At 71.8% G+C, this 12,037-nt stretch carries 11 protein-coding genes; 10 read left to right on the forward strand and 1 reads right to left on the reverse strand.

The features are described from left to right. The first annotated feature begins 99 nt into the window (after positions 1 to 99). The 10 genes from lpxB to WAT24_RS06455 all read left to right on the forward strand — a co-directional run bounded on the left by lpxB (position 100) and on the right by WAT24_RS06455 (position 11,490). Positions 100 to 1,296, forward strand: coding sequence for a lipid-A-disaccharide synthase (lpxB, locus tag WAT24_RS06410; protein ID WP_336807003.1), 1,197 nt, complete (start codon positions 100 to 102; stop codon positions 1,294 to 1,296). Further along, on the forward strand, positions 1,286 to 2,026 hold the full coding sequence (gene rnhB, locus WAT24_RS06415; protein WP_336807004.1) for a ribonuclease HII: 741 nt from the start codon (positions 1,286 to 1,288) through the stop codon (positions 2,024 to 2,026). Before lpxB ends, rnhB begins: the two co-directional genes overlap by 11 nt. Before the next feature lie 540 nt (positions 2,027 to 2,566). Beyond that, the gene (locus WAT24_RS06420) at positions 2,567 to 2,773 is read left to right on the forward strand and encodes a hypothetical protein (protein WP_336807005.1); all 207 of its coding nucleotides are present in this window, start codon (positions 2,567 to 2,569) and stop codon (positions 2,771 to 2,773) included. Between the two features lie 88 nt (positions 2,774 to 2,861). Next, entirely contained in the window at positions 2,862 to 6,404 is a 3,543-nt protein-coding gene (dnaE, locus tag WAT24_RS06425; protein ID WP_336807006.1) for a DNA polymerase III subunit alpha, read from the forward strand. Positions 6,405 to 6,689: 285 nt separating this feature from the next. Then, complete coding sequence (locus WAT24_RS06430) at positions 6,690 to 7,646, forward strand: acetyl-CoA carboxylase carboxyltransferase subunit alpha (RefSeq protein ID WP_336807007.1); 957 nt, start codon at positions 6,690 to 6,692, stop codon at positions 7,644 to 7,646. Between the two features lie 3 nt (positions 7,647 to 7,649). Continuing rightward, the gene (locus WAT24_RS06435) at positions 7,650 to 8,042 is read left to right on the forward strand and encodes a VOC family protein (RefSeq protein WP_336807008.1); all 393 of its coding nucleotides are present in this window, start codon (positions 7,650 to 7,652) and stop codon (positions 8,040 to 8,042) included. Between the two features lie 117 nt (positions 8,043 to 8,159). After that, positions 8,160 to 8,912 carry an NYN domain-containing protein gene (locus WAT24_RS06440; protein WP_336807009.1) on the forward strand — a complete coding sequence of 251 codons (753 nt, stop codon included), beginning with the start codon at positions 8,160 to 8,162 and terminating at the stop codon, positions 8,910 to 8,912. Continuing rightward, positions 8,905 to 10,203: a tRNA lysidine(34) synthetase TilS gene (gene tilS / locus WAT24_RS06445; protein ID WP_336807010.1), complete on the forward strand. Its 1,299-nt coding sequence runs from the start codon at positions 8,905 to 8,907 to the stop codon at positions 10,201 to 10,203. Before WAT24_RS06440 ends, tilS begins: the two co-directional genes overlap by 8 nt. Before the next feature lie 140 nt (positions 10,204 to 10,343). Beyond that, a complete protein-coding gene (locus WAT24_RS06450) occupies positions 10,344 to 10,601 on the forward strand; it encodes an exodeoxyribonuclease VII small subunit (protein WP_336807011.1) in 258 nt (85 codons plus the stop codon). Next, positions 10,561 to 11,490 carry a polyprenyl synthetase family protein gene (locus tag WAT24_RS06455; protein ID WP_336807012.1) on the forward strand — a complete coding sequence of 310 codons (930 nt, stop codon included), beginning with the start codon at positions 10,561 to 10,563 and terminating at the stop codon, positions 11,488 to 11,490. Before WAT24_RS06450 ends, WAT24_RS06455 begins: the two co-directional genes overlap by 41 nt. 104 nt (positions 11,491 to 11,594) lie before the next feature. On the opposite strand, the gene WAT24_RS06460 is transcribed toward WAT24_RS06455, so the two are convergent. Further along, complete coding sequence (locus WAT24_RS06460; RefSeq protein ID WP_336807013.1) at positions 11,595 to 12,035, reverse strand: DUF4870 domain-containing protein; 441 nt, start codon at positions 12,033 to 12,035, stop codon at positions 11,595 to 11,597. Between the last annotated feature and the right edge of the window lie 2 nt (positions 12,036 to 12,037).

The raw sequence follows: 12,037 nt of genomic DNA on the forward strand, positions 1-12,037 counted from the left end.
CGCCTCCGGCAACGCCCGGGCCTTCTCCCTGCGGGAGAGGGCCGGAGCGCGGGACCACCCGCGACAAGCCCCGATCCGCGCGCGCTACACTCCCGCCCCATGCGTTTCTCTCCCCTCATCGCCATCATCGCGGGCGAAGATTCCGGCGACCAGCTCGGCGCCGAGCTGATCGCCGCGCTGCGCAAGCGCTATCCCGACGCCCGCTTCGCCGGCATCGGCGGCGAGCGTATGCAGCGCGAGGGCTTCGAGTCCTGGTACGACATCCGCGAGCTGTCGGTGATGGGCTTCGCCGAAGTGATCCGCCACCTGCCGCGGCTGCTGCGCCTGCGCAAGGCGCTGGTCGCGCGCCTGCTGGAGGCGCGCCCGGACGTGGTGGTCGGCATCGACGCGCCCGATTTCAACCTCGGTGTGGAGCGGCGGCTGCGCCAGGCCGGCCTGCGCACCGTGCACTACGTGAGCCCGTCGGTGTGGGCCTGGCGCGAGCGGCGTGCGGAGAAGATCGGCCGCAGCGCAGAGCGCGTGCTGTGCCTGTTCCCGATGGAGCCGGCGATCTACGCCCGCCACGGCGTGGACGCCCGCTTCGTCGGCCATCCGCTCGCCGACCGCTTCGCGCTGGTGTCGGACCGGGTCGGCGCGCGCGAGCTCCTGCAGCTGCCGCAGGACGCGCCGCTGCTGGCCGTGCTGCCGGGCAGCCGCCCCTCGGAGATCGAGCGCCTGGGCGCCATCTTCATCGAGGCCGCGCGCCAGGTGAGCGCCGCCCTGCCCGGCCTGCGCATCGTCGTTCCCGCCGCCAACGCACAGGTGCATGCGCGCCTGAAGGCGCTGCTGGCGAAGGGACCGCGCGACGAAAGCGCGCCGCTGCTGATCGAAGGCCACGCGCACGAGGCCATGATCGCCGCCGACGTGGTCCTGCTCGCCTCCGGCACCGCCACGCTGGAGGCGATGCTGGCCAAGCGGCCGATGGTGGTCGGCTACCGCGTGGCGCCGCTGAGCTACCGTATCGCGCGCGCGCTGAACATGCTCAAGACCGACGTCTACGCGCTGCCGAACATCCTCGCGCGCGCCTGTGGCCTGGGCCCGGAGCCACTGGTGCCCGAGCTGATGCAGGACGACTGCACGGCGGACAACCTCGCCCGGGCCACGCTCGCCCTGTTCGCCGACAGCGAGCGGCGTGGCCGGGTGGTGGCCGCCTTCGAGCAACTGCACCGCGAATTGCGTGGCCCGCTGGAGGGTCATGCCGGCGAACGTGCCGCTGCGGCCGTGGCCGACCTGCTGGAGGAGCGCGATGCGCCCTGACGGTCTCGACGACGCGATGGTCCTCGCCCCTCCAGCGGCGGAACGGGTGGAGGTCGGCGGCGCGGTGGCCGACGGCGGCGAAACGGCCGCGATCGGGCTTCCCGCGAGCCTCGTTCCATCGGCGCGCTCCCGTGCCGCGTCCCGCCCGGTCCGCCTGGTCGCGGGCGTCGACGAGGCCGGCCGCGGGCCGCTGGCCGGCCCGCTGGCGGTCGCCGCGGTGATCCTCGACCCGCGCCGGCGCATCCGCGGCCTGGACGATTCCAAGAAGCTCACGGAGGCACGCCGCGAGGCGCTCTACGAGAAGATCGTCGAGCGCGCCCTGGCCTGGCACGTAGTGCTGGTCGAGGTGGAGGAGATCGACCGCATCAACATCTTCCAGGCGACCATGGCCGGCATGTGCCGCGCGGTGGCCGGCCTGCAGCTGGCCGCGCACGAGGCGCTGGTCGACGGCAACCAGTTGCCGAAGGCGCTGTCCTGCCCGGGCCGCGCCATCGTCGGCGGCGACGCGCTCGAGCCGGCGATCAGCGCCGCCTCGATCCTCGCCAAGGTCACCCGCGACCGGCTGATGTGCGTCATGGACGGACGCTACCCGGGCTACGGCTTCGCCAGCCACAAGGGGTATTCCACCCCCGAGCACTTTGCCGCGCTGCAGCGGCTCGGCCCTTGTCCCCTGCATCGGCGCAGCTTTGCGCCGGTCAAGCTGCTGTGCGACCAGGGCCGGCTGTTCTGACGTTCGTGCCGGGCCGAGCCGGGCTCCGCCGTGGCGCCACGCCCCGGGGGGACAAACGCATGCTTCGCGACACCGGCCCGGCCCTGATGGGGCTGGTGCTGCGCGTCGCCGCCGGGCGGCGCTCGAGCCGGTCGGCGTCCCGCCCGAAGCGCTCGGTACGCGCTCCCGCGCGACGCGGTCGTCCTGACCGCCCTGCGCCACGAGGAAGACCGACGTGTTCGCCCACGCCAGCCAGGCGCTGCACCGGCCGGCGCCCGGCGCGCTGGCCACCGGGGACCACCACGGCGGGACCGGCAGGCCCTGCGGTGCCGACAAGGGGATAGGTTCATGCTGATGCTGCGTCGCGACCCGTTCCCCGCCACCGCCCCGGGCGCGGCGTACGGCCGCGACGGCCGCCCGTGCCATCCGACCCATTCAACTTTTCCTCCGCTGGGTGCATCCTAGCTACCGAGGAATGCGCCCGGCCCCGCCGGCTCCGCTTCCAGCGTTCGCACGGACGCCCTCCTCGAATCGCGGATGCCCCTCCGCAGGAGTCGTGCCATGTTGTCCCGCTTCTTCCACGTGCGCTCCGGCCTCAAGCTGTTCGTCGTCTCCCCACAACCCGCCGCGCCGGCGGCGGACCGTACCGGCCCGGGAGTCACCGTCACCCTCCCGCACGCCGACTACGACCGCCATCCACTCGACACCCGCGGGTTCGACCACTACGTCGAGTGGAACGAGGACGACGAGCGGTTCGTCGTCCACTGAGGCAACCGACCGGCCCGGCTTCCCCGCTGTCAAGCTTGTGGGAAGCCGGCGCCGCAGCGTAGCCTTCACGGACTCACCGTGAGTCCGCATGTCCGCACGCTTCGTCCATTTCCACCTGCACAGCGAGTACTCGCTGGTCGATTCGACCATCCGCATCAAGGCGCTGGTCGAGGCCTGCGTGCGCGAGGGGATGCCGGCGGTCGCGCTCACCGACGACAGCAACATGTTCGCGCTGGTGAAGTTCTACAAGGCGTGCAGCGCGGCCGGCATCAAGCCGATCGGCGGCTGCGACCTGTGGATCGGCGCGCCGGACGATCCGCGCCCGTGGCGGCTGACCGTGCTGTGCCAGGACCGCGAGGGCTACCTCAACCTGTCCCGCCTGGTTTCGCGCGCCTGGCGCGAAGGCCAGCACGGCGGCCGCGCGCTGGTCGAGTCCGACTGGCTCACCGCCGGGGCCACCGGCGGCTTGATCGCGTTGCTCGGGCGCGAAAGCGAGGTCGGCCGTGCCGCCGCCAGCCAGGGCGTGGACGCGGCACGCGAACGACTGCAGCCGCTCGCCCGGCTGTTCCCGGACCGCCTGTACCTGGAGCTGACCCGCTGCGGCCGCGAAGGCGAGGAGACCTGGAACGCCGCGGCGCTGGCGCTGGGCGACGCGCTCGAGCTGCCGCTGCTGGCCAGCAACGACGTGCGTTTCCTGCGCCAGGACGACTTCGAGGCGCACGAGGCGCGCGTGTGCATCAACCAGGGCCGCGTGCTGGCCGACCCCAAGCGCCCGCGCGACTATTCCGACCAGCAGTACCTCAAGTCGCCGGCCGAGATGGCCAGGCTGTTCGCCGACCTGCCCGAGGCGCTGGAGAACACCGTCGAGCTGGCCAAGCGCTGCAACCTGGAGCTGACGTTCGGCACCTACTACCTGCCCGACTTCCCGGTGCCGCCCGGCCACGACCTGGCCAGCTACATCCGCGAGACCGCGCGCAACGGCCTGAAGGAACGGCTCGCCGCCGCGCCGATGGCGCCCGGCCGCACCCTGGCCGACTACGAGGCGCGGCTGGAGCGCGAGCTCGACGTCATCATCGAGATGGGCTTTCCAGGCTACTTCCTGATCGTGGCCGACTTCATCAACTGGGGTAAGCAGAACGGCATTCCGGTCGGTCCCGGTCGCGGTTCGGGCGCAGGCTCGCTGGTCGCCTGGGTGCTGAAGATCACCGACCTCGACCCGTTGCAGTTCGACCTGCTGTTCGAGCGCTTCCTCAATCCCGAACGCGTTTCGATGCCGGACTTCGACATCGACTTCTGCATGGACCGCCGCGACGAGGTGATCGACTACGTGGCGCGCAAGTACGGCCGCGACCACGTCAGCCAGATCATCACCTACGGCTCGATGGCGGCCAAGGCGGTGCTGCGCGACTCGGGCCGCGTGCTCGGCATGGGCTACAACGCCGTCGACAAGATCGCGAAACTGATCCCGCCGCGCCCGCTGGACCTGACGCTCTCCGACGCGCTGGGCCGCTCGGAGAAGTCGAAGAAGGAACCGGAGCGCGTGGTGCGCGAGTTCTGCGAGCTGTACGAGCAGGACGAGGAAGCGCGCACGCTGGTGGACCTCGCGCTCAAGCTGGAGAACCTCACCCGCAACGTCGGCAAGCACGCCGGCGGCGTGGTGATCGGCCCGAAGCCGCTCACCGAGTTCGCGCCGCTGTACTGCGAACCGGGTGGCGGCGGCGTGGTGACCCAGTACGACAAGGACGACGTCGAGGCGGTCGGCCTGGTCAAGTTCGACTTCCTGGGCCTGCGCACGCTGACCATCATCGACTGGACGGTCAAGGCCATCAACGCGCGCCGCGCGCACGCCGGCGAGCCGCCGCTGGACATCGCCCAGCTGCCGCTGGACGACGCCACCACCTACAACGAGGTGTTCAAGAAGGCGCAGACCGTCGCCATCTTCCAGTTCGAATCGGCCGGCATGCAGCGCATGCTCAAGGACGCCAAGCCGGACCGCTTCGAGGACCTGATCGCGCTGGGCGCGCTCTACCGGCCCGGTCCGATGGACCTGATCCCGAGCTTTGTGGCGCGCAAGCACGGCCGCGAGGAGGTCGATTACCCCGACCCGCGCGTCGAGCCCGTCCTGAAAGAGACCTACGGCATCATGGTCTACCAGGAGCAGGTGATGCAGATGGCGCAGATCGTGGGCGGCTACACGCTCGGCGGCGCCGACCTGCTGCGTCGCGCGATGGGCAAGAAGAAGCCCGAGGAGATGGTCAAGCACCGCGCTCTGTTCCGCGAGGGCGCGGCGAAGGACGGCCTCTCCGCCGAGAAGGCCGACCAGATCTTCGACCTGATGGAGAAGTTCGCCGGCTACGGCTTCAACAAGTCGCACGCCGCCGCCTACGCGCTGGTCTCCTACCAGACCGCCTGGCTGAAGGCGCACTACCCCGCCGAGTTCATGGCCGCGACGATTTCCTCGGACATGGACAACACCGACAAGGCGGTGACGTTCCTGGACGAGGCGCGCGCGATCGGCCTCACCGTGCTGCCGCCGGACGTGAACGCCTCGGACTACATGTTCGTGGCGGTCGAGCCCCGGGTCATCCGCTACGGCCTGGGCGCGATCAAGGGCGTCGGCCAAGGCGCCTGCGAGTCGATCGTGGAGGAGCGCCGCCGCGGCGGCCCGTACAAGGACCTGGCCGACTTCTGCCGGCGTGTCGACCCGGCCAGGCTCAACCGCCGCGTGCTCGAGGCGCTGGTGCTCTCGGGCAGCCTGGATGCCCTGGCGCCGACCCGCGCCAGCCTCATGCTGCAGCTACCCGACGCAATCAAGGCGGCCGAGCAGCACCTGCGCGACAAGCAGTCCGGCCAGAACGACATGTTCGGCGCGCTGCTGGGCAGTGCCGCGCCGGTGGTGCAGATCGAGCTGCCGACCGCGCCGGAATGGCCGCTGGAGCGGAAGCTGCAGGGCGAGCGCGACACGCTGGGCCACTACCTCTCCGGCCATCCCACCGACCCCTGGCGGGACGAGCTGGCGCAGCTGTCCACCTGCCCGCTGGGCGAGATCGCCGAACGCTACCAGCCGCCCCGTCCGCGCCGCGGCGACGGCGAGGAGAACCGCTTCCGCCGCGGTCCGGACACGCCCTGGACCGTGGCCGGCATGGTCACCGCCGTGCGCAAGCGCGGCGACAGCGACGCCTTCGTGCGGCTGGAGGACGGCACCGGCGCGATCGAGGTGAGCTTCTTCGGCGAGCTCTACCAGCAGGTGGCGCCGCTGCTCACCCGCGACGAGCTGCTGATCGTCGAGGGCGGCCTGCGCATCGACGAGTTCTCCGGCGGCGGCTTCCAGCTGCGCGCCCGCGGCGCCATGACCCTGGCCGACGCCTGCCGGCGCCATGCCCGCGCGCTGCGGGTCAAACTCAACGGGATCCACCCCGGCTTCGAGCAGGAGCTGAAGCAGGCCCTGGCCGGCTACCGCGGCGGCCGCGCCACCGTGATCCTGCACGGCTACCACAACCGCACCGCCCAGGCCGACCTCGAACTGGGCGAGCAATGGCGCGTGGACGCCATCCCCGACCTGCTGCGCACCTTGCGCGGGCTGTCCTGGGTGGAGGCGGCCAAGCTGCGGATCGTCAAGTCCGAGGCCTGATCGCGAGCCTGCCGCCCCCGGGGCTGGGGGGATGCGGTGCCGGACATTCCGCTTCGCGCGAAGCCCCGGCCGCCCTGCGGGTCCTCTCACCCGCGCAAGCGGGGGGCCACGAACGCGTTCGCCCCCGGCGCAGGCCCGCAGGGCCGGAGCCGAAGGCCACCTCCCACGCTGGCGCCCCTTGGCTACGCCGCCATGCCCGGGGGTGCGCGGCCCCATACGCCCCCGTTCCCCGCCTTTGCACCCGCCCCGCTATACTGCGCCGCTCCGCGTCACGAACCGCAGCGAATGAACCCCAACTTCCTCGATTTCGAACAGCCGATCGCCGAACTGGAAGCGAAGGTCGAAGAACTGCGCCACGCCAGCCACGGCCAGGCGTTCAACATCGACGAGGAAGTCTCGCGCCTGCGCGAGAAGCTCAAGCTCAAGACGGCCGAGATCTTCCGCAACCTCAACTCCTGGCAGATCACCCAGCTCTCGCGCCATCCGGCGCGTCCCTACACGCTGGACTACGTCGGCGTGATCTGCGAGGAATTCCACGAGCTGGCCGGCGACCGCGCCTTCGCCGACGACGCCGCCATCGTCGGCGGCCTGGGACGCATCAACGGGCGACCGGTCATGATCGTCGGCCACCAGAAGGGCCGCGACACCAAGACCAAGGTGCGCCGCAACTTCGGCATGCCGCGCCCGGAGGGCTACCGCAAGGCGCTGCGCCTGATGAAGATGGCCGAGCGCTTCGGCCTGCCGCTGCTGACCTTCATCGACACCCCAGGCGCCTACCCCGGCGTGGGCGCCGAGGAACGCGGCCAGAGCGAGGCGATCGCGCGCAACCTGCTGGAAATGGCCGACCTCAAGACGCCGATCGTCTGCACGGTGATCGGCGAGGGCGGCTCCGGCGGCGCGCTGGCGATCGGCGTCGGCGACCGCGTGAACATGCTGCAGTACGCCACCTACTCGGTGATCTCGCCGGAGGGCTGCGCCTCGATCCTGTGGAAGAGCCAGGACAAGGCGCGCGACGCCGCCGAGGCGCTCGGCATGACCGCGCCGCGCCTGCTGGAACTGGGGCTGATCGACAAGATCATCCGCGAGCCGCTGGGCGGCGCGCACCGCAACCCGCGCTCGATGGCGATCCGCCTGAAGGCGGTGCTGCTCAAGCAGCTGGACGAGCTGGAGGCGATCCCTGCGCCCGACCTGCTGGAGCTTCGCTACAGGCGCCTGCGCGGCTACGGCGCCTACCAGGAGTAGGCGATGGCCGGCGTGCGCGGCCTCGCCCATGCGAACCTGCGCGCGCCCGAGGCGCTGATCGAGCGCCTGCGCCGCTTCTATGTCGAAGTGATCGGGCTGCGCGAAGGGCCGCGTCCGCGCTTCCGTTCGCGCGGCTACTGGCTCTACGCCGGCGACGCCGACGTGCTGCACCTGACCGTCGCCACCCCGGGCGACGCCGCGCCGCAGCCGACCGGCCACTTCAACCACCTGGCGTTCGCATGCGACGACCTCGCCGACACCCGCGCCCGCCTCGATGCCGCGGGCCTGGCCTACCGGGTCGATGCGGTGGACGACCTGGGCCAGGTCCAGCTGTTCCTGCGCGACCCCTGCGGGTTCGCCATCGAACTCAACTTCGCTCCGGCACGCCGCCCGTAGGAGCGAGCTTGCTCGCGGCGCGCTGGTTCCCCGGAGCCTGGAGCGAAAAACATCGCTAGCAAGCTCGCCCCTACCCCTCGCGGTAACATCGTGGCAGCTTCCACCAGGTTCCGCGCCATGGCCGACCACGCCAAGCTCGCCGTGCTGATCGACGCCGACAACGCCCAGCCGGGGCTGGCCGAGGGCCTGCTCGCCGAGGTGGCCCGCTACGGCACCGCCCACGTCAAGCGCGCCTACGGCGACTGGACCGACAGCCACCTGCGCGGCTGGAAGGACCGGCTGCTCGATCTGTCGATCCAGCCGATCCAGCAGTTCGGCTACACCAAGGGCAAGAACGCCACCGACTCGGCGATGATCATCGACGCGATGGATCTGCTGTACACCGGCCGCTTCGACGGTTTCTGCATCGTCTCCAGCGACAGCGACTTCACCCGGCTGGCCGGGCGCATCCGCGAATCGGGCCTCACCGTGTACGGCTTCGGCGAGCGCAAGACGCCGGCGCCGTTCGTCGCCGCTTGCGACAAGTTCATCTACACCGACGTGCTGGGCGAGCCGGACAGCGGCGAGGAGAAGCCGGCCGAGCCGACGCCGCGCATGACCACGCAGGAACTGCGCCAGGACGCGCGGCTGGTGAACCTGCTGCGCCACGCTATCGAGGACGCCGCCGACGACACCGGCTGGGCCAGCCTGGGCGCCGTCGGCAACATCGTCAGCAAGCGCGCGCCCGAGTTCGACTCGCGCAACTGGGGCTACGGCAAGTTGAGCGGCCTGATCGGCGCGATCGGGCTGTTCGACACCGAGGACCGCCAGCTCGGCAGCGGCAAGCACATCTACGTGCGCAACAAGAAGAAACCGGCCAGCCGTGAGTAGCGCGCTGCCGGATACCCTGCGCCGCGCCCTGGACCGCCATCCCGACGGCCCGCTGTGCGTGGCCTTCAGCGGCGGCCCCGATTCCACCGCCCTGCTGCACGCGTTGGCGATGCTGCCCCAGGCGCGCGCACGCGGCCTGCGCGTGCTGCACGTCGACCATGGCCTGGATCCGCACAGCGCGCGCTGGGCGGCCCAGGTGCAGGCCTTCTGCGCGACGCTCGAGGTCGCCTGCGAGCTGCGTACGGTGGAAGTCGCGCGCGATGCCGGCGAGGGGCCGGAGGCCGCCGCGCGGCGCGCCCGCTACGCCGCCTTCGCCGCGGCGCTCGCGCCGGACGAATGGCTGTTGCTGGGCCACCACCGCGACGACCAGGCCGAGACCGTGCTGCTCAAGCTGCTGCGCGGCGCCGGGCCGCGGGGGCTGGGCGGCATGTGCGAAACGCGCCCGCTCGGCCGTGGCCGGCTGTGGCGCCCGCTGCTCGACCTGCCGCGCGAGGTGCTGCGCGACTACGTGCGGGCATGGCACTTGCCCAGCATCGAGGATCCGTCCAACCGTGATCCCCGCCTGCGCCGCAACCACCTGCGCCACGAGATCCTGCCGCGCCTGCGCACGCACTGGCCGCATGCGGTGGATTCGATCCTGCACAGCGCCACGCTCTGCCGCGCCGCGGACGAAACCCTGCGTGCCGCCTGGCAGCCGGCCTTCGAGCGGCTGCTCGACGCGCCGACCGGCAGCCTCGACGCCGACGGCTGGCTCGCACTCGACCCGGCGCTGCGCGAGCCCCTGCTCGATCACTGGCTGCATGCACGCGGCCTGCCCGCCCCCACCGCCGCGCAGCGGCGCCAGATCGAGCGCCAGTGCGGCGCGCGCGCCGGCCAGCAACCATGCGTACGCTGGCCCGGCGCGGAGCTGCACATCTGGAAGGGCCGGCTGTGGGCTCGCCCGCCCCGGCGTCCGCTCGACCCGCACTGGGAGGCGGTCTGGCACGGCGAGCCGCTGACGCTGCCCGACGGCGGCCGGCTCAGCCTCGATCCCCCCGGGCGCCTGTCCGCACCGCTCACCGTGTGCCTGCGCCGCGGCGGCGAACGCCTCCGGCCAGCCGGCGACCGGCACACCCGGGAGCTGCGCGACCTGTTCCAGCAGGCCGCGTTGCCGCCGTGGCTGCGCCAGGCCTGCCCGCTGCTCCACGCCGACGGCGAGCTGGTCGCCGTCGCCGACCGCTGGCAGACGGCGCGCGGCGCGGCCCTGTTCCAGGCGCTCGGCCGCCAGCCGCGCTGGACCCCTGCCCCCTGATCCATACCCCGCAGGAGCGAGCTCGCTCGCGATGCTCTTGGCCCCACGCGCTTCCCGAGCGAAAGCATGGCGCGCAAGCTCGCCCCTGCAGGGCCTGCGGCGATTGATTCCGACCGGTGCCTGCGCTAGCGTTGCGGGCCATGGCCAAACCCGCTCCCGCCCCCGCGGATTCCCCGTCCGTCGCCGACTTCGAGCATTCGCTGGACGAGCTCGAGCAATTGGTGGCGCGCATGGAGGGCGGCGAGCTGAGCCTGGACGAATCGCTGGCCTCGTTCGAGCGCGGCATCGGCCTCTACCGTCACTGCCAGCAGGCCCTCGACCGGGCCGAGCTGCGCGTGCGCCTGCTGCTCGACCCCGATGCGCCCGACGACGCCGAACCCTTCGAACCCCTCCCCTGATCCGGCGCCCCAACTCGGCCCCCGGCTGCTTGCGCTGACCGCCCGCGCCGATGCGGCGCTCGCCCGCGTGCTGCCGGCCGAGCAGCAGCAGCCGCTGGAACTGCACCAGGCCATGCGCTACGCCGTGCTCGGCGGCGGCAAGCGGCTGCGCCCGTTGCTGGTGTACGCGGCCGGCCACGCGCTGGGCGTGGACGGCGAGGCGCTGGACGCGCCCGCCTGCGCGGTCGAGCTGATCCATGCCTACTCGCTGGTGCACGACGACCTGCCGGCGATGGACGACGATGCTCTGCGCCGCGGCCGCCCCACCTGCCACGTGGTCTACGGCGAAGCGATGGCGATCCTGGCCGGCGACGCGCTGCAGGCGCTGGCCTTCGAGATCCTCGCGCACGACCCGCATGCGGATGCCCAGCGCACGCTGGCGATGCTGCGCGCGCTGGGCCACGCCTGCGGCGCCGAAGGCATGGCCGGCGGCCAGGCGCTGGACCTGACCGCGGTGGGCCGCCGCCTCACGCTGGCCGAACTGGAACACATGCACGCCTGCAAGACCGGCGCGCTGATCCGCACCTCGGTGCGGCTGGGCGCCCTTGCCGCCGGCGCCGATGCGCCGACGCTGGCCGTGCTGGACCGCTACGCCGCGGCCGTCGGCCTGGCCTTCCAGGTGCGCGACGACATCCTGGACGTGGAAGGCGAATCGGCCGTGATCGGCAAGACCGCCGGCAAGGACGCGGCCGCCGACAAGCCGACCTTCCCCTCGATCATCGGCCTGGAAGCCTCGCGCGAGCGGCTGGCGGAACTCACCCGCACCGCGCTGGACGCCGTCGCGTCCTTCGGTGCCCGCGGCGAGCTGCTGGACGAGCTGGCCCACTACGCCGCCGAACGGCGGCACTGATCGCGCCGCGCGGGAACCAGCGGGCTTGCCCGCGGTGCTCCCGGACTCCGGTGTCGCACCAGAGCAAAAGGCATCGCGGGCAAGCCGCTCCTACCGACCGCGGCTTACTTGATCAGCCGCAGCGTGAACGGATAGCGGTAGCGCTCGCCCTCGTTCGCCTTGATCGAGGCAATGATGACGAACACCAGCCAAGCCAGGCCCAGCAGCGGCAGCAGTACGAAGCCGATCAGCACGAACATCAGCACGCCGCACACCATGGCGGCGATGGCCACGGTGATGTTGAAGTTCAGCGCTTCCTTGGCCTGGTCGTCGACGAACGGCAGGGAATCCTTCTTCAGCAGCCAGATGATCAGCGGACCGATCAGGCAGCCCAGGCCGAGGAAGGTGCTGGTGACCAGACCGCCGAGCAGCGCCGACAGGTGCGCGAACAGCGCCCACTGGCGCTCCTCGTGGGTCGGCATGCCGGAGGGTTCGATCGGCTCGGGCGGCGGCGCCTGGTCACCGGGCGGCGGGGGCGGGACGACGGAATCGGGTGGGACGCTCATGC

Origin of the sequence: Fulvimonas yonginensis (genome assembly GCF_037137055.1) — a bacterium.
Taxonomy (GTDB): domain Bacteria; phylum Pseudomonadota; class Gammaproteobacteria; order Xanthomonadales; family Rhodanobacteraceae; genus Frateuria_A; species Frateuria_A yonginensis.